At 62.0% G+C, this 22,910-nt stretch carries 20 protein-coding genes and 1 pseudogene; 12 read left to right on the top strand and 9 right to left on the bottom strand.

Annotated elements, in window-relative coordinates; all coding sequences use genetic code 11:
• Positions 1 to 78 precede the first annotated feature (78 nt).
• The 3 genes and pseudogenes from BBJ66_RS23500 (at position 79) to BBJ66_RS23490 (ending at position 3,726) form a co-directional block, all read left to right on the top strand.
• Positions 79 to 2,121: a prolyl oligopeptidase family serine peptidase gene (locus BBJ66_RS23500; RefSeq protein ID WP_071090214.1), complete on the top strand. Its 2,043-nt coding sequence runs from the start codon at positions 79 to 81 to the stop codon at positions 2,119 to 2,121.
• 115 nt (positions 2,122 to 2,236) lie between these two features.
• A complete protein-coding gene (locus BBJ66_RS23495) occupies positions 2,237 to 3,163 on the top strand; it encodes a Gfo/Idh/MocA family protein (protein ID WP_071090211.1) in 927 nt (308 codons plus the stop codon).
• 69 nt (positions 3,164 to 3,232) lie between these two features.
• Positions 3,233 to 3,726 (top strand): annotated as a pseudogene (locus BBJ66_RS23490) (hypothetical protein).
• Between the two features lie 24 nt (positions 3,727 to 3,750).
• Here the strand turns inward: BBJ66_RS23490 and BBJ66_RS23485 are convergent.
• Both BBJ66_RS23485 and BBJ66_RS23480 read right to left on the bottom strand, forming a co-directional pair.
• Entirely contained in the window at positions 3,751 to 4,200 is a 450-nt protein-coding gene (locus BBJ66_RS23485) for a DNA polymerase III subunit chi (protein ID WP_071090208.1), read from the bottom strand.
• Entirely contained in the window at positions 4,200 to 5,690 is a 1,491-nt protein-coding gene (locus BBJ66_RS23480) for a leucyl aminopeptidase (protein WP_049733933.1), read from the bottom strand. Before BBJ66_RS23480 ends, BBJ66_RS23485 begins: the two co-directional genes overlap by 1 nt.
• A gap of 144 nt (positions 5,691 to 5,834) precedes the next feature.
• Here BBJ66_RS23480 and BBJ66_RS23475 point away from each other — a divergent pair, with 144 nt between their 5' ends.
• The 7 genes from BBJ66_RS23475 (at position 5,835) to rsmA (ending at position 14,289) form a co-directional block, all read left to right on the top strand.
• Entirely contained in the window at positions 5,835 to 6,608 is a 774-nt protein-coding gene (locus BBJ66_RS23475) for a phosphatase PAP2 family protein (protein ID WP_049733932.1), read from the top strand.
• Positions 6,609 to 6,708: 100 nt separating this feature from the next.
• Entirely contained in the window at positions 6,709 to 7,890 is a 1,182-nt protein-coding gene (lptF, locus tag BBJ66_RS23470; RefSeq protein ID WP_071090578.1) for an LPS export ABC transporter permease LptF, read from the top strand.
• Positions 7,887 to 8,975 (top strand): LPS export ABC transporter permease LptG, encoded by a 1,089-nt coding sequence (lptG, locus tag BBJ66_RS23465; protein ID WP_071090205.1) that lies wholly within the window; start codon positions 7,887 to 7,889, stop codon positions 8,973 to 8,975. The genes lptF and lptG overlap by 4 nt, the downstream gene beginning before the upstream one ends.
• Positions 8,975 to 11,317, top strand: a complete 2,343-nt coding sequence (locus BBJ66_RS23460; RefSeq protein WP_071090202.1) for an LPS-assembly protein LptD — start codon at positions 8,975 to 8,977, stop codon at positions 11,315 to 11,317. Before lptG ends, BBJ66_RS23460 begins: the two co-directional genes overlap by 1 nt.
• 165 nt (positions 11,318 to 11,482) lie before the next feature.
• The gene (locus BBJ66_RS23455) at positions 11,483 to 12,427 is read left to right on the top strand and encodes a peptidylprolyl isomerase (RefSeq protein WP_049733929.1); all 945 of its coding nucleotides are present in this window, start codon (positions 11,483 to 11,485) and stop codon (positions 12,425 to 12,427) included.
• A 6-nt stretch (positions 12,428 to 12,433) separates the two neighbouring features.
• Positions 12,434 to 13,462, top strand: a complete 1,029-nt coding sequence (gene pdxA, locus BBJ66_RS23450) for a 4-hydroxythreonine-4-phosphate dehydrogenase PdxA (protein ID WP_071090199.1) — start codon at positions 12,434 to 12,436, stop codon at positions 13,460 to 13,462.
• Positions 13,462 to 14,289 (top strand): 16S rRNA (adenine(1518)-N(6)/adenine(1519)-N(6))-dimethyltransferase RsmA, encoded by an 828-nt coding sequence (rsmA, locus tag BBJ66_RS23445; RefSeq protein ID WP_049733927.1) that lies wholly within the window; start codon positions 13,462 to 13,464, stop codon positions 14,287 to 14,289. The genes pdxA and rsmA overlap by 1 nt, the downstream gene beginning before the upstream one ends.
• Here the strand turns inward: rsmA and gmk are convergent.
• The 7 genes from gmk to fabD form a co-directional block, all read right to left on the bottom strand.
• The gene (gene gmk, locus BBJ66_RS23440; RefSeq protein ID WP_049733926.1) at positions 14,286 to 14,948 is read right to left on the bottom strand and encodes a guanylate kinase; all 663 of its coding nucleotides are present in this window, start codon (positions 14,946 to 14,948) and stop codon (positions 14,286 to 14,288) included. The genes rsmA and gmk overlap by 4 nt on opposite strands.
• 3 nt (positions 14,949 to 14,951) lie before the next feature.
• Positions 14,952 to 15,839 (bottom strand): YicC/YloC family endoribonuclease, encoded by an 888-nt coding sequence (locus tag BBJ66_RS23435; RefSeq protein WP_071090195.1) that lies wholly within the window; start codon positions 15,837 to 15,839, stop codon positions 14,952 to 14,954.
• A gap of 18 nt (positions 15,840 to 15,857) precedes the next feature.
• Positions 15,858 to 17,096, bottom strand: coding sequence for an endolytic transglycosylase MltG (gene mltG / locus BBJ66_RS23430; RefSeq protein ID WP_071090192.1), 1,239 nt, complete (start codon positions 17,094 to 17,096; stop codon positions 15,858 to 15,860).
• 179 nt (positions 17,097 to 17,275) lie between these two features.
• Positions 17,276 to 18,538 carry a beta-ketoacyl-ACP synthase II gene (gene fabF / locus BBJ66_RS23425; protein WP_071090190.1) on the bottom strand — a complete coding sequence of 421 codons (1,263 nt, stop codon included), beginning with the start codon at positions 18,536 to 18,538 and terminating at the stop codon, positions 17,276 to 17,278.
• A gap of 93 nt (positions 18,539 to 18,631) precedes the next feature.
• On the bottom strand, positions 18,632 to 18,868 hold the full coding sequence (locus tag BBJ66_RS23420) for an acyl carrier protein (protein ID WP_003547058.1): 237 nt from the start codon (positions 18,866 to 18,868) through the stop codon (positions 18,632 to 18,634).
• Between the two features lie 286 nt (positions 18,869 to 19,154).
• Positions 19,155 to 19,892, bottom strand: a complete 738-nt coding sequence (gene fabG, locus BBJ66_RS23415; RefSeq protein ID WP_003578339.1) for a 3-oxoacyl-[acyl-carrier-protein] reductase — start codon at positions 19,890 to 19,892, stop codon at positions 19,155 to 19,157.
• Positions 19,893 to 19,934: 42 nt separating this feature from the next.
• Positions 19,935 to 20,879 (bottom strand): ACP S-malonyltransferase, encoded by a 945-nt coding sequence (gene fabD, locus BBJ66_RS23410; protein ID WP_071090575.1) that lies wholly within the window; start codon positions 20,877 to 20,879, stop codon positions 19,935 to 19,937.
• A 200-nt stretch (positions 20,880 to 21,079) separates the two neighbouring features.
• Between fabD and BBJ66_RS23405 the strand changes: the two genes are divergently transcribed.
• On the top strand, positions 21,080 to 22,123 hold the full coding sequence (locus BBJ66_RS23405) for an aldo/keto reductase (protein WP_071090187.1): 1,044 nt from the start codon (positions 21,080 to 21,082) through the stop codon (positions 22,121 to 22,123).
• 311 nt (positions 22,124 to 22,434) lie between these two features.
• Positions 22,435 to 22,902 (top strand): 30S ribosomal protein S6, encoded by a 468-nt coding sequence (gene rpsF / locus BBJ66_RS23400; RefSeq protein ID WP_003574183.1) that lies wholly within the window; start codon positions 22,435 to 22,437, stop codon positions 22,900 to 22,902.
• Positions 22,903 to 22,910 lie beyond the last annotated feature (8 nt).

Below are 22,910 nucleotides of genomic sequence, written 5' to 3'. Positions count from 1 at the left end.
TGCGAAATATTGGCTCCTGCACAATTCAAAATGCTACAGCGTCTGAAAAGACGCGAAACAGGAGCCGGCAGGTCAGCTATGAACCTTCATCTCGAAACGGACGACGATCCGCGCACCCGCCAGTTCATCGACGGATATAACCGGGTTTCGGACGCGGCACTCAGAACAGCTGAATTCGCCCGGGATCGCGATGCGATCAAGGCGCTGATCGAGCGGCAGGACCGGCTGATCGTGCCGATACGCCGCGGCGGCTGGCTGTTCGATTTCCGGCAGAGCAAGGACAATCCGCTCGGCGTCTGGCTCCGTCTGCCTGAAGACCAGGAGCCGCGGCCGGATGCCGATTGGGAGCCGGTCTTCGATCTCGATGCCTTCTGCGTCAGTGAAGGCAAGCGCTGGAACTGGCGCGGCGCCGTCACCTGCCCGTGGGAGCCGACCCGGGTGCTGCTCACCCTTTCGGACGGCGGCTCCGATCTTCTCCGACTGCTCGAATTCGACGCCGAGAGCAAACAGATCGTCGAGGGCGGTTTCGATACGCCGGCCGCACGATCGCATGCCAACTGGCTGAGCCGCGACGAGATCTGCTATTTCGGCTCCATCGACCGATTTTCGGCGACCCGTTCCGGATGGCCGCGCGTCGGGCGGCGATTGAAGCGCGGCCAGCGGCCGGAAGAGGCCGCGATCATGTTCGAAGCCGCCGACGAGGACGTCTATGCCTCCAAACTCGTCATCGACCCCGCCCAGTCGGGCGCTTCGGCGCATGCGGGCGTGATCGACATTTTCGTCGCCGCCCATGAGATCGGCGTGGCCAGCGCCTTCCTGACCGCCGACGACGGCACGCAGCGGCGCATCGATCTGCCCAAGGAATCGGACTTTCAGTTCAATCGCGATCACTGCCTCTGGCGGGCAAAGACCGATGAACGCGTGCCCACCGGCAGCCTGGTGCTGCAGCGCTTCAATCCGGGCTCGGAGACAGATCCGCTCGGGCCGGAGCGGATCCTGTTTCAGCCTGGCGAGGGCCAGTCGATCTCGCAGCTGATGCTGATGCGCGAGTGGTGCGTCTTCATCATCTCCGATCGGCTGCGCCCGCGTCTGATGGTGCTTGATCTGACGAAGCCCGATGCCGAACAGCGCGAGATCGCGCTGCCGGCGGACATGCAGACGGCTCATTTCAGGCCGCTCTATGCGGATCTGCATCTTGGCGACGATACGCTCTGCATCATCGGCCAGGGCTTCCTGCAGCCTCCGGCCTGTTACCGACTCGAGCTGTCGGACCGCAGCAAGCAGGCCGAGCCGATTTTCATCGCCGCGGCACCCAGCTATTTCGATGCGACCGGCATGTCGTCCGAACTGCTGGAGGCGGTTTCCGAGGACGGAACCAGGGTTGCCTATCGGCTGGTCCTGCCGAAGCAATGGACCAAGGGCGCGCTGCCGGTGCTGCTTTACGGCTATGGTGGCTTCGATGTTTCGCTGTCGCCAACCTATTCCGGCGTGACAGGACGCTGGCTGGAGCAGGGCGGCGCCTATGTGCAGGCCTATATCCGCGGCGGCGGCGAATTCGGGCCCGACTGGTATCGCAGCGCCAAGCGGCAGGGGCGAGACAGGGCGTTTGCCGATTTCGTCGCCATCGCCCGCGATCTTGTCGCCCGCGGCTACACCGTGCCGTCGCGGATCGCCTGCCAGGGCGGCAGCAATGGCGGCCTGCTGACCGGCGTGATGCTGACGCGTTACCCGGACGATTTCGGCGCCGTCTGGTGCCAGGTGCCAGTGCTCGACATGACACGCTTCCACCTGTTCAGCGCCGGGCAGGCCTGGATGGACGAATATGGCGATCCGGAGATATCAGCGGACAGGGATTTCATGCTCGGCTACTCGCCGCTTCACAATGTCAGGCCGGCGACCGAGAGCAGCTACCCGCCGATCTATATCGAAAGCTCGGCCAATGACGACCGGGTGCATCCCTCGCATGCGCGCCGCTTCGCCGCGCGGCTGGAGGAAGCCGGACACCGGCCGCTCTTCCATGAATTCGGCTCGGGCGGGCATGGCGGCGACGGCAATTCCGAGGAGCGCGCCGCCCGCGCGGCCATGGGTTACAGCTTCCTTCGCCAAACTATCATGCGGTAAGACGGGCCATCATGCGGTAGGATAGAATAGAATGAAGGGGGAGAGCTTGTCGGCGCTCTCCTTTCTGCTAAAAGAAGCGCAATAAATCATACTTTTTACAGGCTCGAGCGAAACCATGTCTCCTATCAACCTCGCCATCGTCGGCGTCGGCAAGATCGTCCGCGACCAGCACCTCCCTTCCATCGCCAAGAACGCCGATTTCAAGCTCGTCGCCACGGCAAGCCGTCATGGCACGGTCGAAGGCATCAACAGCTATACGACGATCGAGGCGATGCTCGACGCCGAGCCATCGATCGATGCGGTGTCGCTCTGCATGCCGCCGCAGTATCGCTACGAAGCGGCTTATAAGGCGCTCGTCGCCGGCAAGCACGTCTTCCTGGAAAAGCCGCCCGGCGCAACGCTCAGCGAAGTCGCCGATCTCGAGGCGCTTGCGAGCCAGCAGGGCGCGTCGCTGTTTGCCAGCTGGCATTCGCGCTATGCGCCGGCCGTCGAGGCCGCCAAGGCGTTTCTGGCTTCGACAACGATCAAAAGCGTGCATGTGATCTGGAAAGAAGATGTACGCCACTGGCATCCGAACCAGGACTGGATCTGGCAGGCCGGCGGCCTCGGCGTTTTCGATCCCGGCATCAACGCGCTGTCGATCGTCACCCATATCCTGCCGCGACCGATCTTCATCACTGAGGCCGTGCTCGAATTTCCTGAAAACCGCGATGCGCCCATCGCGTCCGACATTCGTTTCCGCGATGCCGGCGGCCTGCCGGTTCATGCCGAATTCGACTGGCGCCAGACCGGCAAGCAGAGCTGGGACATCGTCGCGGAGACGGCGGCTGGCCAGATGGTTCTCGCCGAAGGCGGCGCCAAGCTTTCCATCGACGGCACGCTGACCTTTGCCGAGCCGGAGCAGGAATATCCCTCCCTCTACCGCCGCTTTGCCGAAATCATCAAAGCCGGCACCTCCGATGTGGATCTGGCGCCGCTGCGCCACGTCGCCGACGCCTTCATGCTCGGCAAGCGGAAATTCGTGGACGCGTTCCACGACTGAGCCATTGGCGGCTTTGGGACGCCATCTTGGACTTTTGCAGGCTTATGACAGTTGTTTCGGGGGCTCCGCATGAGCAGCAAGACCCGCCGCAAGGGTCAGGTTTTTCGTAGGCTGACAATCGGCGCCCTCCTGGCGCCGGTTCTCGGCATCGCCGCATGTTCGGACGAACAGCCCGTCATGCCTGCCGATGCGCCGGGCATTTCCCGATCGGAGGAATATTCGTTCGGTTTGGCGACCCAGGCGCAGGACTGGCGAGCGGCCAGAACGGTGCTGGACCAGCTGGAAGCCCAGTTCGGCCAGAAATCCATGCGCATCCTGGCGCGCAATCTCGACAGCGCCGCCGATCCCCAGATCCTCAAAGCTCATTATGCCGAACGCCTGGCGGGCTGGACGGAAATGCCGCTGAACATTTTGCCGAGCGGGCATGGGCTTTTGCGTTCGTCAGTCCGAATGGAGATCGGGTTTTGGCCGTGGAGGCACTCAAAGCCTCGGAAAGTGCCGGGGGAATCGTGCCGCTCAATATCCTCACCAATCTCGACGACGACAAAGGCTTGACGCGGTAACGCGCCACCGCCGCGGTGACACGCTCAAGCCTTCTTCTCCCACCGCCCTTCCGGCGTCTGTTGCCAATAGGTGAGGTTATGCCCCTCGCCTTTCAGCTTCTTCCATTGCGCCCGGGCGGCCTCCAGTTGCGCCTGGTCGTGGCCGTCGAACATGAAGACAACGCGCTCATAGGCATCGACCGGCGGCGGCTCGGCGCCGTCGATGATGAAACGCACGGTCGCAGCATTGGCATTGCCTGGGGTCACCGTCAAAAGCACGGGCTGGCTTTCGGCGAAATCGCCCTCGTCGGTGCCGTGCGGCAGAAAACTCTCCTCGCGAAACGTCCAGAGATGCGCGTCGAGAGCATCGCGCCGCGCCGGCTCACGCGTCTGGACGGCGACGCGCCAGCCGCGCTCGACACTTTTGTCGATCAGCGGCGGAAGCGCGTCTTCCAGCCTGGTTTCGGTCAGATGATAAAAGAGAACGTCCGTCATCAGGCTTCATAATGGGCGCGAACGAGCTCGTCGAGCAGGCGCACGCCGAAACCGGAACCCCAGGACTGGTTGATCTCGTCCTGCGGCGAGCCCATCGCCGTGCCGGCGATGTCGAGATGCGCCCAGGGCGTGTCCTGTACGAAGCGCTTGATGAAATGCGCCGCGGTGATCGAGCCGGCCTGCCGGCCGCCGGTATTCTTCATGTCGGCGAACTTGCTGTCGATCAGCTTGTCGTAATCCTTGCCGAGCGGCATGCGCCAGAGCTTCTCGTTTGTGGAAAGGCCGGCTGCCGTCAGCTGGGCGGAAAGCTGGTCGTCATTGGAGAACAGGCCGGCATGCCCACTGCCGAGCGCCACGACGATGGCGCCGGTCAGCGTGGCGAGATTGATCATGAACTGCGGCTTGAAACGATCGTTGCAGTACCAGAGGGCATCGCAGAGCACGAGGCGGCCTTCGGCATCGGTATTGATCACCTCGATCGTCTGGCCGGACATCGAAGTGACGATATCGCCAGGACGCTGGGCGTTGCCGTCAGGCATGTTCTCGACCAGGCCGATGACGCCGACGGCGTTGACGGCGGCCTTGCGGGCGGCGAGCACATGCATGAGGCCGGTGACGGCTGCCGCACCCCCCATATCGCCCTTCATGTCCTCCATGCCGGCGGCCGGCTTGATCGAAATGCCGCCGGTATCGAAGACGACACCCTTGCCGATGAAGGCGATGGGACGATCCTTGGCTTTGCCGCCTTTCCACTGCATGACCGCCAGGCGCGGCGGGCGCACGGAGCCCTGGGCAACGCCGAGAAGGGCGCCCATGCCGAAACGGCGCATTTCCTTCTCGGTCAGGATGTCGACTTCGACGCCGAGCTTTTCCAGCTCCTTCGCCTTGGCGGCGAATTCGACGGGGCCGAGCACGTTCGGCGGTTCGTTGACGAGGTCACGGGCAAGATTGACGCCGCCGGCAATGGCTTCGGAATCGGAAAACGCCTTCTTGGCGCCGGCCGGATCGGCGGTGACGATCGTCACCTTCACGGATTTCCCCGCCTTTTCCTCGTCGTCGCTCTTCTTCGTCTTGTAGCTATCGAAACTATAGGCGCGCAGCAGCATGCCGAGCGCGAAATCGGCGGCTGCCCGCACGCTCGTCTGAAGGCCAGGCACGTCGATGAACACGGCAGCCTTGTCGGTATTCTTGATTTTCGCTGCCGCACTGCCGCCGGCCTTCAGCCAGTCATGGGCGGTGAGGTCGGCGGCCTTGCCGAGCCCGATGACGACGATGCGCTCGACGGATGCGCCTTCCGGGGCGACGATATCGAGCGCGCTCATGGATTTCGCGGAGAATCTGGAGATCCTGGCGGCCTTGGCGATCACGCCCGCCGGATCGACTGTTTCGGCGCCGGCAGCGCTGTCGGCTTCGCCGGTCTTCAGCAGGATCGCCAGGCCGCCGGTGAGCTTTACCGATTTTGAAAATGAGATTTCGAACTTTGCTGACATGTCTTCTCCGCAGGGATTCTTTGAAATCCGTTCCCGGCGGATAATTTCGCGTTTGGCGGGTCTGTCAATGGCTTGCGACAATTGTTATGGTCGCCCACGGCCATCACGGCCCTCATGTTTTCGTCAGTTTCATAGATATTCGCGTTGACAGTTTTTTCGAAAAATCGCCCGCGGGGGCCAGTAGTCCGCCTGCCTAAAACGACTTTCGGTGCATTCATGCTGTTGTTCTGGGTGTGGTGGGCGCTGCTTGCCGTCTTCCGCGCCTTTCCCGGGATAGACATCTATTTTTCCCAGCTTTTTTTTCTGGCCACGGATTGCGATCCGACGGCAGCGGCCGGAAGCATCTGCGGCGGCTTTCCTTATCGCGACTCGGGGAACTTCGACCTGCTGCGCACCATCTTCTTCCGCCTGCCCTATGTGGTGGCCATCGTGATGGTGTGGAAATTCATCGAATGCTACCAGCAGCATGGCGCGACCTTCAAGGCCGAACGGGCGCGCAAGCTGAAAGTGGCGTTGGGAACGCTGCTGATCGGACCGGTGCTGCTCGTCAATGTCGTGCTGAAGGAACATTGGGGCCGGCCGCGGCCGATACAGACGGACATTTTCGGCGGCGCGCTGCATTTCGTCGAGGCCGGTTCGCTTGCCGGAAAATGCGTTTCGAACTGTTCGTTCATCTCTGGCGAGGCCGCGAGCGCCGGCTGGCTTTTCTGTTTGCTGCTTTTCGTGCCGAAATCCTTGCGGTATGCGGTGGCAGCACCCCTGGCGGCGATCTCTATTCTGACGCCTGCGATGCGGCTATCCTTCGGCGCGCACTACCTTTCCGACGTCGTTCTCGGATGGCTTTCCTCGCTTGTCGTCTTCGCCGCGTTGCTGGCGTTAACCGAGTCGCAACAGCATCAAAAAAATTCTGAAAATTGAATGAATTTTTGACACCAGCTTGTCGCAATACGGCGACAAAGAGCGTAGAGGGTTTCTCCTGCAAAGCCGTTTGGGCGTGCAGGTGCTTTCAAGGGCAGGCATGAAATTACTCGAGACATACATATTGCGGCGCGTCGGCCAGATGTTTCTCGTGGCGCTCCTGCCCGTTCTGGCGATCATCTGGACGACTCAGGTTCTGCAGCGAATCAACCTGGTCACCGACAGCGGCCAGTCGATCGGTTCGTTCGCCAAGCTCGCGACGATGATCCTGCCGTCGATCATTCCTGTTGTCCTGCCCTTCGCCCTCGTCATCGCCATCACCCAGACGCTGACGACGATGAACAACGATTCCGAGCTGACCGTCATCGACGCGGCCGGGGCGCGGCGCAGCGTGCTGATCCGCCCGATCCTGCTGCTTGCCGCCGTCGTCAGCCTCTTTTCCTTCTTCGTCGATAACGTCGTCGAGCCGCGCGCAAAGACCGTCGTGCGCCAGATGATCGCCGAGACCTATGCCGACCTGCTCTCTTCGGTGATCGAAGAGAAGACCTTCCGCAAGCTTGATGAAGGCCTTTATGTGCAGATCTCGAAGCGGATGGCCGGCCGCATGCTGAAGGGCCTTTTCGTCGCCGACGAGCGCGACCCGGCCTACGAGCTGATCTATTATGCGAAGGAAGGCGCCGTCGACGATACGGGCACGACGCTGATCATGCATCAGGGCGAAGTGCACCGCAAAACGCCGGACGGCAACGTCTCGGTGATCAATTTCGATTCCTACTCCTTCGACCTCTCCGATATGACCGAGAATCGCGGCCAGGCGACGCTGCGCGCCAGCGACCGTGACCTGTGGTTCCTGATCAATCCGGACCCGGCCGACAAGGACTATACGATCCGGCCGCAGAGCTATCGCGCCGAACTGCATCGGCGGCTGACGGACTGGGTCCTGCCTGTCGTCTTCGCGCTGTTTTCGCTGGCGATTGCCGGCGATGCGCGCTCGCACCGCGAAGCGCGGCTGCATCCGATGGTGAGCGCCCTCGCCTATGCCTTCGCGCTCAGATGGGCGGCCTTCTACGCGGCCAATCAGATCGACACCGACCCTGAATATATCGTCGTTCTCTATGCCATACCGATCGTCAGCAGCATCGTCTCGATCGTCTTCCTCGGCCTGCACAAACGACTGGCCATGCCTTCGTTCGTTCGCGACCGGATGTCGTCTTTCTGGAGACGGATGCAGGAAAGGCTGCTTGCGGCTACCGGCAGGACCGGCAGGGATGCCGCCCAATGATGTTCGGGACATTGTCGCGTTATTTCTTTCGCCGCTACCTGGTGACGATGGGCTGGTTCCTGATCGGCGTCTCGGCGATTTCCTTCCTTCTCGATTTCAGCGAGACGGCGGGCCGCATGTCCGGCCTGCCCGGCTATACGATCGGCGGCGGCATCCTGATGACCGCCGTGCGCCTGCCCCTCATCCTGCAGCAGACGGTCCCCTTCATCGCGCTGTTCGTCGGCATGACGGTGCTGATCGGGCTCAACCGCAAATATGAGCTCGTCGTCACGCGTGCAGCCGGCATTTCGGTCTGGCAGTTCATGTCCCCCTTCATCGCCGGCTCGCTGCTGCTCGGCATACTGACGATGACGGCGCTCAACCCGCTTGCCGCCTGGGGACAGCGCCAGGCGCTGCTCGTCGAATCCGACTGGCGCGGCGAGAACGCGGTTCTGCGCAAGGCGCCGCAGATTCCGTGGCTGCGCCAGATCAGCGGCCGGGACGACGTCATCATCGGCGCCCACACGGTTCAGGAGAACGGAACCAAGCTGATCGACGCCGTGCTGATCCATTTCGATTCAAGCGGTCAGGTCATTCTGAGACAGGATGCCGCGACGGCGAAATTGGAAGATGGTTACTGGCAACTTAACAACGTTGTAGAGCGCAAGCCTGGCGAAATCCCCGTGCGTAAAGCTTCGGTTCAACTTCGCACCAATCTGAAACAGGACTTCGTCCAGGAGCGGCTGACGGCGCCGGAAACAATTGGTTTCTTTGACCTTTCCAACCGCATTGCCGCAGCCAAATCCTTCGGTATCTCGACCAAGGCGCTGGAGACGCAATTCAACTCTTTGTTGTCCCAGCCACTGCTGCTGGTGGCGATGACTTTCATTGCTGCAACAGTGTCCCTAAAATTTAGCCGGTTCAACCAATCCCGCTCCGTGATTCTGGGTGGCATCCTTTCGGGCTTCGTGCTTTATGTCATCACCGTGCTTGTAAAGGCATTCGGAAGCAGTGGAGTCGTGCCCCCCTTCGTGGCGACGTGGATACCGGTGGTCGTCGCGCTGGCCTTGGGTGCGACTATTCTGCTTCATCAGGAGGACGGCTAGTGGCGGCAGGCGACCGCAAGTATTTTAGTAAACAGTTGGTTGCCCTGCTTGTCAGTGCGGCTTCATGTTCCTATTTCGGCAGCGCTCCGGCCTCCTACGGCCAGGCCAGCGCGCCCGAACAAAATATAGCGAAGAAGATTCCTGAAGAGGCCAAGCTTCTGCTTTCGGCCAATGAACTCGTCTATAACCGTGACGCCGACCTGGTGTCGGCGGTCGGTGGCGTGCAGATCAATTATGGCGGCTATAAAATGGTCGCGCAGAAGGTCGAGTACAATCAGAAGACCGGCCGGATGATGGCGCTCGGCAATGTCGAGATGGTCAGCCCGGACGGCAACCGCATCTATGCCGACAACCTAGACGTGACCGACAATTTCGCCGACGGGTTCCTGAACTCACTGCGCATCGAAACCTCCGACAATACGCGTATCGTCGCCGAAAGCGGCCAGCGTGTCGGCGGCACGATGATGATTCTCAATAAGGGCGTCTACACCGCCTGCCTTCCCTGCGCCGAAGACCCGAAGCGTGCGCCTTTCTGGCAGGTCAAGGCCAAGCGCGTGATCCAGAACGGCGTGACCCACACGATCCGTCTGGAAAGTGCGCGCTTCGAGCTGCTCGGCTATCCGATCGCCTTCCTGCCGTTCATCGAGGTCCCCGACAATACGGTGAAGCGCAAGTCGGGCTTTCTCTTCCCGACGATGAGCCTGTCGCAGAATCTCGGTTTCGGTCTTTCAATTCCTTATTATTACGTGATCTCGCCGAGCATGGACGCGACGGTCACCACCACCGGCTACACCGCCCAGGGCTTCCTCGTCGAAGGCGAATTCCGCCAGCGCTTCGAAAACGGCACACATATTCTGCGCGTCGCCGGCATTGACCAGGCAAAGCCGGACAATTTCAGCTCCGGCACCAGCGATGCCGAAGCCGGTCAGCGTGCCATGGTTGCCTCGAAGGCCGAATTCCGCATCAATCCGCGCTGGACGTTCGGCTGGGACGTCATGGTGCAGAGCGACAACAATTTCTCGAAAACCTACAAGCTGCGGGATTTCACCGGCACGGATCGCACGAACCAGATCTACCTGACGGGACTTGGGAAACGCAATTATTTCGATATGCGGGCGTTCTATTTCGACGTCCAGGATGCCGATCGGAAGAACACGGCCGAAAAGCAGCAGGCGATCGTCTATCCGTCGCTCGACTACCACTATGTGGCGCCGCAGCCGCTTGCCGGCGGCGAATTGTCGGCCGATGTCAACCTGACGAATATTTCGCGCACCCATGACGACTTCTATACCGTCGATGGCTTCGACCGCTTCCGCGGCCTGAAGGGACAGACCTCGCGCCTGACGGCCGAACTGCAGTGGAAGCGCACTTATGTTACGCCGACCGGCTTGGTGATCACGCCGCTTCTGGCCGCGCGCGGCGATGCTTTCGCGCTCAACATGGACAGTCCGGTCAATGCCAACGGCGTTCCCTATGCCGGCAACTACCTCGACGACAATTCCGCCACCCGCTCGATGTTCACCGCCGGGCTGGAGCTGCGCTATCCGATCCTGATGACGACGGAGAACAGCACCCATATTCTCGAACCGATCGCGCAGATCTATGCCCGCCCCGACGAGCAGCTCGCCGGCCGGCTGCCGAACGAGGATGCGCAGAGCTTCGTCTTCGACGCCACCTCGCTGTTCGATCGCGATAAATTCTCGGGCTACGATCGCGTCGAAGGCGGCACCCGCGCCAATGTCGGCATCCAGTATACCGGGACGTTCGACAGCGGCTACAAACTGCACGGCATCTTCGGACAATCCTATCAGATTGCCGGCCAGAACTCCTTTGCGACCGATGATCTCGTCAATGTCGGTGCGGATTCCGGCCTGGAGACCGACCGCTCCGATTATGTCGGCCTTGGCGGCGTCGAAACGCCGTACGGCGTTTCCGTCGCGGCCTCCTACCGCCTCGACGAGAAGGATTTCGAGTTCCGCCGCGGCGACCTGACGACAGCCTACCAGAACGACACCTTCCAGACACAGGTGACCTACACCCATCTCAGCGCCCAGCCGGCCTATGGCTTCGCCGAGGACAACGACGAGATTCAGACCAGCAGCAAAGTCAAGTTCAAGGATTACTGGTCGATCTTCGGCGGCATCGCCTGGGATCTGAACAATGATGTGCTCAGCCGCCGGACGCTCGGTCTCTCCTATGAGGATGAATGCACGATCTTCACGATCGCCTATACCGATACCCGGGACTCCGACGATGAGTCGGCCAGCGACTGGACGATTGGTGCAAGGCTGACCTTCCGGACGCTCGGCGACATCAAGATCGGTACAAACACCCTTGAGTGACAGGCGGCCGGCGCAAACATGGCCTAAAGCCATTCTTTCGCCGTATGCCTATGCAGGACATTGCCGCCAGTCGATATCTGAGGCATAGGGGTTTCGCCGCGTGTCTCGCACTGTGGTAAAAAACGCCGCGAACAACGTTTCGCGGCGCTATCGGGAGGTCAACAGATGATTGACGCGAAAAAAGCCATAACCAAGTTCCTCGCCGGGGCGGCGCTTGCCTTGCTGACGGGTGTCGCCGCTCCAGCATTTGCCGCAAGCGAGGTCAAGGCCGTGGTGAACGGCACCGCCATCACCAGCGGCGACGTCGCCAAACGCCAGGCCTTCCTGCGCCTGCAGCATACCAAGGCCGATGCCAAGGCTGCCGAGGAGCAATTGATCGACGAGGCGCTCAAGCGGCAGGAGGTCTCCCGTGTCCATATGTCGGTTTCGCAGCAGGACGTCGATGCCTCTTTCGCGCGCTTTTCGGCCGGCAACAAACTTTCCGTCGCGCAGATGTCGCAGATCCTCGATCGCGCCGGCGTCGGCGTCGACCATTTCAAGGGTTTCATCGCCGTGCAGATGAGCTGGCCGCGGGTCGTCAACGCGCGCTACGGTTCAACCTCGCGGCTGTCGAACTATGACCTCGTCTCGCGCATGATGCAGAACAACAAGCAGAAGCCGGTGACGACCGAATATATGCTGCAGCAGATCATCTTCGTCATTCCGCAGGCCAAGCGCAACGCCATCACCGGCAAGCGCAAGGGTGAAGCCGAGGCGTCGCGCTCGAAATTTCCGGGCTGCGACCAGGCAAAGGTCTTTGCCGCGACGATGCGTGACGTTTCCGTGCGCGATCTCGGCCGTATGCTCGCCCCCGAAATCCCGCCGGATTGGAAGCCGCTGGTCGAACAGGCCAAAGGCAATACGACAGGGACTCGCGTCACCGACAAGGGCGTCGAATATCTGGCGATCTGCAGCCAGCGCCAGGTTTCCGACGACCAGGCGGCAGAGATGGTCTTCCGCCAGGAAGATATCGGCAAGTCCAAGGCTGACAAGGACGCCAGCCCGGAAAACGAAAACAGCAAAAAGTATCTGGATGAACTGCGCAAAAAGGCGCAGATCGCCTATCGTTGATCTACGATGACGATACCGTTTTCGCGACCGCTTGCGCTGAGCCAGGGCGACCCCGCCGGCATCGGGCCGGATATTACGCTGATGGCCTGGCTCCGGCGGCGCGAACTCGGGTTGCCGCCTTTCTTCCTGATCGGCGATCCCGATGTCTTGGCGTTGAGAGCCCGCCAGCTCAACCTTTCGGTTTCGATCCGCGAGACGGATAAAGCCGGCGAGGCTGCCGGCATATTTGCCGACGCGCTGCCGGTCATGACGGTGCCCGCCGGCATCGAGGTGGTGGCCGGCGAACCGCATGCGGCAACGGCGAAGGGCACGATCGCGGCAATCGAGAAAGCCGTGTCGCTTGTCATCGACGGCGAGGCACTCGCGGTCGTTACCAACCCAATCGCCAAATCCGTGCTCTACGAGGCCGGCTTCCGGTTTCCCGGCCATACTGAATTTCTCGCCGATCTCGCCGGCAGAGCGACCGGCAGCCCGGTGACGCCTGTCATGATGCTGTCGGGGCCGAAGCTTCGGGCTATTCCCGTCACCATCCACATTCCGGTCCGGGACGTGCCGCAGGCGCTGACCGGCGACCTGATCGTGGAAACCTGCCGGATCGCTCATGAAGACCTGAGACAGCGTTTCGGCATCGAGGCGCCGCGGCTCGCCGTTGCCGGCCTCAACCCACATGCGGGCGAAGGCGGGACGATAGGCAGGGAGGACGAGGATGTCATCCGCCCGGCGATCGAGCGCCTACGTGACGAGGGCATCGATGCGATCGGCCCCCTGCCCGCCGACACGATGTTCCATGACGAGGCGCGGGCGCGATACGATGTCGCCATCTGCATGTATCACGATCAGGCGCTGATCCCGGCCAAAGCGCTCGGTTTCGACGACAGCGTCAACGTCACGCTCGGCCTTCCTTTCGTACGCACCTCGCCCGATCACGGCACCGCTTTCGGCATTGCCGGCAAGGGTTTGGCGCGCGGGCAGAGCCTGGTTGCGGCGCTGAAGCTCGCCGCCCAACTCGGCCGTACAACGGAAAGCCGCCGCTGATGGCAGCACTTGATGGCCTGCCGCCGCTTCGCGACGTCATACAGCGTCACGGGCTCGATGCGCGCAAGGCGCTCGGGCAGAACTTCCTGCTCGACCTCAACCTGACGCAGAAGATCGCCCGCACGGCGGGCGCGCTTGAAGAAGCGACCGTCTTCGAGGTCGGTCCCGGCCCGGGCGGACTGACGCGAGCAATCCTGGCGCTCGGCGCTAAAAAGGTTATCGCCGTCGAGCGGGATACACGCTGCCTGCCGGCGCTCGCCGAGATCGCCGATCATTATCCCGGCCGCCTGGAGGTGATCGAAGGCGATGCGCTGAAGACCGATTTCGAGGCCTTGGCGCCGGAAGGCCCGATCAAGATCATTGCCAACCTGCCCTACAATGTCGGCACGCAGCTTCTGGTCAACTGGCTGTTGCCGAAGGCCTGGCCGCCCTTCTGGCAGTCGCTGACGCTGATGTTTCAGAAGGAAGTCGGCGAGCGTATCGTCGCCTCGGAAGACGACGACCATTACGGCCGGCTCGGCGTGCTCTGCGGCTGGCGGACGCAAGCGCGCATGGCCTTCGACGTGCCGCCGCAAGCCTTCACGCCGCCGCCGAAGGTAACCTCGACGGTCGTGCATCTGATGCCCCGGGAAAACCCCATTCCCTGCGCCGTTGCCAATCTGGAAAGAGTGACGCAGGCGGCCTTCGGCCAGCGCCGCAAGATGCTGCGCCAGAGCCTCAAACCACTCGGCGGCGAGAGACTGCTCGTCAAGGCCGGGATTGATCCGGCCCGGCGGGCGGAGACCCTGTCGGTCGAGGAATTCTGCCTTCTGGCAAACAGTCTTTAGAGCGACGGCGTCTCTTCCAGCAGCTCGCGGACGAAATCGAACATCCCATGGCGGCGGTCGCGGCGCAGGCGTTCGGCCCTGACGATCGACTGGACGGCGTCGAAAGCGGCATTGAGGTCGTCGTTGACGATGACATAGTCATATTCGCGCCAGTGGGCGATCTCGGCGCGGCTGTTGGCCAGACGCGTCTGGATGACCTCCTCGGAATCCTCGGCGCGGCGGTGCAGCCGCGACTGCAGCTCGGTCATGGTCGGCGGCAGCACGAAGATCGAAACCACGTCGGCCGACATCTTCTCCTGCAACTGCTGGGCACCCTGCCAGTCGATGTCGAACAGCATGTCGCGGCCCTCGGCCATGGCTTGCTCCACAGGCTCGCGCGGCGTGCCGTAGAAATTGCCATGCACCTCCGCCGATTCGAGCAGCGCATCGCTGTCGCGCATCCGCTCGAACTCGCGCACACTCTTGAAGTGGTAATGCACATCCTCGACTTCGCTCGGGCGGCGCTGGCGCGTGGTGACGCTGACGGAGAGGCCGATTTGCCTGTCCTGCTCCAGCAGCGTGCGCGCGATGGTGGACTTGCCGGCGCCCGACGGCGACGAGATGACGAGCATCAGACCGCGGCGGGCGATCTGCACGGGCGAGGATTTCGCCGGTTTCATGTCTTACTCCAAATTCTGGACCTGCTCGCGGAACTGGTCGATCACGACTTTCAACTCGATGCCGGCGGCGGTGACCGCCGAGGCATTCGACTTCGAGCAGATGGTATTCGATTCGCGGTTAAATTCCTGTGCAAGGAAGTCCAGCCGGCGGCCGGCAGGGCCATCTTTCACCAAGAGATCGCGTGCTGCGGCAACGTGCGCCTTCAGACGATCGATTTCTTCGCGCAGATCCGCCTTGGTCGCCAGCAGTGCGGCTTCTGCATGCAGCCGGTCGCGGTCGAGCGCGGCCATGCCGTCCATCAGCAAGGCGACCTGCGCGGCAAGCCGCGCGGCGATCTCCTGCGGCGAGCGTGAAGGATCAGCCTCGATCGTCCGCGTCAGGCCTTCGATCGTCGTCACATGGTCGAGGAGAATGCGGGTCAGCGCCGAGCCTTCCTGTTCGCGCATGGCCCGGAGATCGGCAAGTGCTGCCAACAGGCCGGCAGTGATATCGGCGTCACGGGCGGCGAGTGCTTCCTCGCCATCCTCGCCTTCGCGAAACTCCACGATGCCCCGTACCAGAAGCAGCGTATCGAGCTTCAGCGGCGCCGGATCGATCACGCCGTCCAATTGCTCGCGCATCGCAAGCACCGCTAAGAGCGCCTGCCTGTTCAGCACGGCCTCGAAGCGGTTCTCGTCGGCAGTGACGGACAGCGATGCCTGCAGGTTGCCGCGGCTGAAGCTTTCGCCGGCAATGCGGCGGACCTCCGCCTCCATGCGTTCGAGGCCGGGCGGCAGGCGCAGCCGCAGGTCGAGGCCCTTGCCGTTGACCGAGCGCAGTTCCCATGCCCAGCGCCAGCGGCCGCTCGTTCCCTCGCGCCGCGCAAAACCGGTCATGGACTGCAAAGCCATACGAGCCTCCAGAAGCTATCAATTGATCTTCTTTTTCTTCGGCGGCGCAACGGCAGCGCCGTCATCGGCAGGCTGCTCGTCAGGCTGGCCGTCGACTGCGATGTTCGGGTCCGAGCCCTTGTCGGCTTCGAGCTTGCGCCAGCGCTTGACGTTGGCATTGTGCTCCTCGAGCGTCGCCGCGAAAACATGGCCGCCGGTGCCGTCGGCGACGAAATAAAGGTCCTGGGTCTTCCAGGGATTGGCGACGGCCTCAAGCGCATCCTTGCCCGGATTGGCGATCGGCGTCGGCGGCAGCCCCTTGATGACATAGGTATTATAGGGCGTTTCCCGCTTCAGGTCCGACTGGTAGATCGGCCGGTCGGCCGGTTTGCCGTCGCCGCCGAAGAGGCCGTAGATGATCGTCGGGTCGGACTGCAGGCGCATGCCCTTGCCCAGCCGGTTCAGGAAAACCGAGGCGACATGGGCGCGTTCGTCGGCAACGCCGGTTTCCTTTTCGACGATCGACGCGAGCGTCACGAATTCTTCCTTGGACCGCAGCGGCAGCGAGGCGTCGCGCTTGTCCCAGATCTGATCGACGATTTTCTGCTGTGCCGCCGCCATCTGCTGGATGATCTCCGAGCGCTTGGTGCCGCGCGAAAATTTGTAGGTATCCGGGCGCAGGCTGCCCTCTTCAGGCAGGGCGGCCGGCAGATCGCCTTCCAGCACCTGATCCTCCAGCATGCGGTTGAACATCTGGCGGACCGTCAGGCCCTCGGGGAAGGAAACGGAATAGAGAATGGATTTGCCCGATTTCAGAAGCTCCATGATATCGCTCATGGAGGCTCTGGCCTTGATCTCATATTCACCGGCCTTCAGGCTCTCGCCGGCAGACAGATGCGTTGCCGTGAGATAGCGGAAGATCCGGGCATCGCTGATGATCGCATTGCGCTCGAGGTTCGTGGCAATTTCGGCGAGGCCAGCGCCATTGCGGATGATGAAATTGGTATTGGTCTGCAGCGGACCGGGATTCCGATAGGTCGAGGTGGCGTAGTAGAAGCCGATGACGGCGACGACGCAGACCAGCACCGCCATCGTCATGATGAAGTTCAGGAAAAGAACGACCTGGCCGCGGGCTTTCTTGGATCGCTTCGGCGGCTCCGGAACACGCTCTGGACGCAGGGCTTCGCTCGGCGACTTCGGGATGATCGGTCCCTTCTGCGCTTGCCGGCCGTTCTCGCCCTGCGGGGTATCGTTGCTCTGGTTCGTCGTATCGCTCACCGGCAATCCTCTAAAACTTGACCCTCACTTCGCTATTTCGCGAAGCAATGCGGCAAAAGCAGGTTCTGCCGCCGTTCAACGGCGCCGCCGCCGGTCGTTATGCGCCCGCACGCCCTGCTGCGCAATGCAGAGGAACGGCCGTCGCGGCGCAAGGGACATTCATTGCGCCGCGCGGGCTGTTATTGCGCGTAACGGCGCAGGACGAGCGACGCGTTCGTGCCGCCGAATCCGAACGAGTTGGACAGCGCCACATTGATTTCTCGCTCACGCGCCTTGTGCGGCACAAGATCGATCGCCGTCTCGCGTTCGGGATTGTCGAGATTGAGCGTCGGCGGCGCAATATTGTCGCGAATGGCAAGCGTGGTGAAGATCGCCTCGATCGCGCCGGCAGCACCGAGAAGGTGCCCGGTCGCCGACTTGGTCGAGGACATGGAGATCTTCGACGCCGCATTGCCGACCAGCCGCTCGACGGCGCCGAGCTCGATCGTGTCGGCCATGGTCGAGGTGCCGTGGGCGTTGATATAGTCGATATCGGCCGGCGTCAGGCCGGCGCGCTTCAGCGCCATCGCCATGCAGCGGCCGGCGCCCTCGCCGTCTTCGGACGGCGCGGTGATGTGATAGGCATCGCCCGACAGGCCGTAGCCGACGATTTCGGCATAGATCCTGGCGCCGCGCGCCTGGGCGTGTTCCAGTTCCTCGAGCACGACGATGCCGGCGCCCTCGCCCATGACGAAGCCGTCGCGGTCGCGGTCATAAGGGCGCGAGGCCTTCTGCGGATCGTCATTGTGCTGGGTCGACAGCGCCTTGCAGGCGGCAAAGCCGGCGAGCGAAATGCGGCTGACCGGGGATTCCGTGCCGCCGGCGACCATGACGTCGGCGTCACCCAGCGCGATCAGCCGCGCGGCATCGCCAATCGCATGCGCGCCCGTCGAGCAGGCGGTGACGACCGAATGGTTGGGGCCGCGCAGCTTGTGGCGGATCGAGACCTGGCCGGAGACGAGGTTGATCAGGCGGCCGGGGATGAAGAAGGGGGAGATGCGGCGCGGGCCCTTGTCGCGCAGGGTGTAGCCCGCCTCGACAATGCCTTCGATGCCGCCGATGCCGGAGCCGATCAGCACGCCGGTGGCGATCTGGTCCTCATCGGTCTCGGGATGCCAGCCGGCATCGGCAAGCGCCATGTCGGCGGCGGCCATGCCGTAGATGATGAAGGGATCGACCTTGCGCTGCTCTTTCGGCTCCATCCACTGATCGACATTGAAGGTGCCGTCGGTGCCGTCGCCGATGGGAATACGGCAGGCGATCTTGGCGGGAAGGTCGTCGACCTCGAATTCGGTGACGAGGCGGGCGCCGTTCTGGCCGGCAAGCAGCCGCGACCACGTCACCTCGGTTCCGCATCCCAAGGGTGACACCATGCCGGTACCGGTTATGACGACACGTCTCATCGCGTGCTTCCCCCCGTCTCTTATGTTCTATGGAGAAATAGGCCGAAAAGAAAAGGGCAGACTCCAGGCCCGCCCTTTCTCAAACTTACAGGATCAGGCCTGGGCCTTCTCGATAAACTTCACGGCATCGCCGACCGTCAGGATCGAGTCGGCGGCGTCGTCGGGAATTTCAACGCCGAATTCTTCTTCGAATGCCATGACAAGTTCGACCGTGTCGAGCGAGTCGGCGCCCAGATCGTCGATAAAGCTGGCGCTCTCGACGACCTTGTCGGCATCGACGCCAAGATGATCAATAACAATTTTCTTTACGCGTTCTGCGATATCGCTCATGTCGGTTTCCTCGACCTTATGTCCTGATCGGAATGCCGTTGCGGCACCCCTACCCTGTTTCAGCCTGCGATGTTTTCAGACATCCTCGGCAAACTCGTTTACCCGGCTTCAGAGATGTCCCAGGCTTGCAAAAAGCTCGCCGGTCCGTCTGCTTTCTCGGGACGACTGTTGACAGTCATGGCCCGCTTAACATGCTTTAGGTCCGCCGCAAAGCGAGAAAATCAACGGTTCGTGATTGCTCAACATGCTATTGGCGGAATTACTCCCATGCCGGCGGTTTGTCGTTTCAGATCATCGCCATGCCGCCGTTTACGTGCAGCGTCTGGCCCGTCATATAGGCAGCCTCGGAGGACGCAAGATAAGCGACCGCCGAAGCAACCTCGCCGCCCGTGCCCATGCGCTTCATCGGGATCGCTCCCATGATCGCTTCCTTCTGCTTGTCGTTCAGCTTGCCGGTCATGGCGCTTTCGATGAAGCCGGGCGCCACGCAGTTGACCGTCACGTTGCGGGTGGCGATTTCCTGGGCCAGCGACTTGGTGAAGCCGATCATGCCTGCCTTGGAGGCGCAGTAATTGGCCTGGCCCGGATTGCCGGTGACGCCGACGACGGAGGTGATGTTGATGATGCGGCCATAGCGGCGGCGCATCATCGGATGTGTCAATTCGCGCGTCAGGCGGAAGGTCGAGGTCAAGTTCACTTCGAGAACGGCGTCCCAATCCTCGTCGCTCATGCGCACGAACAGGCCGTCCTTGGTGATGCCGGCATTGTTGACGAGGATATCGACGCCTTCGAGTTCGGCTTCGGCCTTCTGGCCGAGCGCCTTGACTTCATCGCGGTCGGAGAGGTTTGCCGGAAAGATCTTGACGCGCTCGCCAAGATCGGCCGCCAGCGCTTCCAGCTTCTCAACGCGGGTGCCGTGCAGGCCAACGATGGCGCCCTGCTTATGAAGAAGGCGAGCGATTTCCTCGCCGATACCGCCCGATGCGCCGGTGACGAGAGCCTTGCGGCCGGAAAGATCGAACATGGAAACGTTCCTTATATCTCTGGAAATCTCTGGAAATACCAATCAGGCCATGAGGGCGGCAACAGTCGCGTCGATATCGGCCGGGCCGTTGACGGAGATGCCGTTAATCGTCTTGTCGATGCGCCGCGCAAGGCCGGTGAGCACCTTGCCGGAACCGAGTTCATAAAGCGTCGTGACGCCATTGCCAGCGAACCATTCCACGGTCTCGCGCCAGCGGACCTGACCGGTCACCTGCTCGACCAGCAGGCTGGCGATTTCGTCGGCACCCGTCACCGGGGCGGCGCGGACATTGGCGATCAGAGGCACGACCGGATCGGATTTGGCAACCGTTGCCAGTGCCGCGCGCATGGCCTCGGCGGCAGGCGCCATCAGCTTGGAATGGAAGGGAGCGGAAACCGGCAGCAGGATGGCGCGCTTGGCGCCCTTGTCGGTCGCCAGGCCGGCGGCCTTTTCGACGGCCGCCTTCTCGCCCGAGATGACGATCTGGCCGCCGCCATTGTCGTTGGCGATCTGGCAGGCGCCGGTCGCAGCAGCCTCTTCGCAAACGGCGGCGACGTCGGCATGTTCGAGGCCGATGATCGCCGCCATGGCGCCGACGCCGACGGGGACGGCCGCCTGCATGGCATTGCCGCGGATGCGCAGCAATCGGGCCGTGTCAGCGAGCGAAAAGGTGCCGGCGGCGCAAAGGGCCGAATATTCGCCGAGCGAGTGGCCGGCGACATAGGCGACCTTGGACTTCAGATCCAGTCCCTTGGCCTCAAGAATGCGGATGACGGCGATCGAGACGGCCATCAGCGCCGGCTGGGCGTTCGCCGTCAGGGTCAACGTATCCTCGGGACCGTTGAACATGACGTCCGAAAGCTTTTCACCGAGCGCCTCATCGACCTCGTCGAAAACGGCGCGGGCTTCGGCGAAATTCTCGGCGAGTTCCTTGCCCATGCCGACGGCCTGACTGCCCTGACCGGGAAAAGTGAAAGCAATGGTCATTTTCATGTCCCTGATTGCGCCCCTCGAGGCTGTTTTGCCTCCAATTGACATTCTTTCCGGCAGAGTCAAGTGGCGGCTCATTCTCCGCAAAGCCTTTCGCACCGGCACAAAAGCGAGGTTTTTGCTCTTGCGCTCGGCCAAATCCGGCCTAGATTTGCCCGGTCCTCCCCAAGGCTTCAGCTCTCTCCCAAGGTTTTCTCATGAAGTACAATTCACTCGGCCGCACCGGCATTTCCGTTTCAGAAATCTGCCTTGGCACCATGACCTGGGGTTCGCAGAACAGCGAAACCGACGCCCATGCACAGATGGATTACGCCGTCGATAAGGGCGTCAATTTCTTCGATACCGCCGAACTCTACCCGACCACCCCGGTTTCGCCGGAAACACAGGGCTGGACCGAAGACTATATCGGCACCTGGTTCGAAAAGACCGGCAAGCGCGGCGATATCGTACTCGCCACCAAGGTCGCAGGCCGCGGCCGCGACTATATACGCGGCGGCGAAGGCGCCGACGCAAAGAATATCCGGCTGGCGCTCGAGGCCAGCCTGACGCGGCTGAAAACGGATTATATCGACCTCTACCAGATCCACTGGCCGAACCGCGGCCATTTCCATTTCCGCCAGAACTGGAGCTACAATCCCTTCAACCAGGACCGCGACAAGGCCGTCGCCAATATGCTCGACATCCTGGAAACGCTCGGCGCACTGGTGAAGGAAGGCAAGATCCGGGCGATCGGCCTTTCCAACGAAACCACCTGGGGCATCCAGAAATACCTGACGCTGTCAGAGCAGAAGAGCCTGCCGCGCGTTGCCAGCGTCCAGAACGAATACAATCTGCTCTACCGCCATTTCGACCTCGATCTCGCCGAGCTTTCGCATCACGAGGATGTCGGGCTGCTCGCCTATTCGCCGCTCGCCGGCGGCATCCTCACGGGAAAATATGTCGGTGGCGCCAGGCCGAAGGGGTCGCGCGGCTCGATCAACCACGATATCGGCGGCCGCCTGCAGCCGCTGCAGGAGCCGGCGACCAAAGCCTATATGGAGATCGCGGCCAGATATGGTCTCGACCCTGCGGCCATGGCGCTCGCCTTCTGCCTGTCCAGGCCCTTCATGGCCTCGGCCATCATCGGCGCAACCTCGATGGAGCAGTTGAAAGTCGATATCGGCGCGGCCGACCTGACGCTTTCAGACGAGGTGCTGGCGGAGATCGCCAAGGTGCATCGGCAGTATCCACTGCCGCTCTGATCCTGTTCCTTTCGTCCAGCCCGACGCTGCCAATCGGTCTGCGTCGGGCTCGAATCTCGATTAGGGTTGCCTTTCCCCGAAAAATCCGTATAAGCCGCGCTGTTCGTTAACCCGGTCTTCTGGCTGGTGGCTGAACGGAGGGCCGGTTTCCTCGGAAATCGTTCGGAACGCAAGCGTTCCAGCCTCCCGTGTCTCCGCTCTCGACCGTCTCGGAAACGCTTTCTTGCCTGGGTCCGCCCAATCAGGAGCAGTCGTTGAGGCTTAGCCGCCGAATATCGGGTTGAACCAAACGCAAGAAAGGCAAAGCTGTCATGGCTCTTTATGAACATGTATTCCTTGCCCGGCAGGATATTTCCGCCCAGCAGGTCGATGCCCTCGTAGAACAGTACAAGGGTGTGATCGAAGCTAACGGCGGTAAAGTCGGGCGTATCGAGAACTGGGGCCTCAAGTCCCTCACCTACCGCATCAAGAAGAACCGCAAGGCGCACTACGCCCTGATGGACATCGATGCACCGGCTGCTGCCGTCCAGGAAATGGAACGTCAGATGCGCATCAGCGAAGACGTTCTTCGCTACATGACGATCGCCGTCGAGAAGCATGAAGAAGGTCCGTCTGCCATGATGCAGAAGCGCGACCGCGACGACCGTCCGCGCGAAGGCGGCCGTGGCCCGCGTGAAGGCGGCTTCGGCGATCGTGACCGCGGCCCGCGTCCGCCGCGTGAAGGTGGCTTCGGCGACCGTGAAGACCGTCCGCGCCGTCCGCGCGAAGACCGCGTATAAGGGAGATC

It is taken from the genome of Rhizobium sp. RSm-3 (assembly GCF_001854685.1).
Lineage (GTDB): Bacteria > Pseudomonadota > Alphaproteobacteria > Rhizobiales > Rhizobiaceae > Rhizobium > Rhizobium ecuadorense.
The sequence above is the reverse complement of the archived record's forward strand: the minus strand, read 5'-3'. Positions and strand labels throughout refer to the sequence as shown.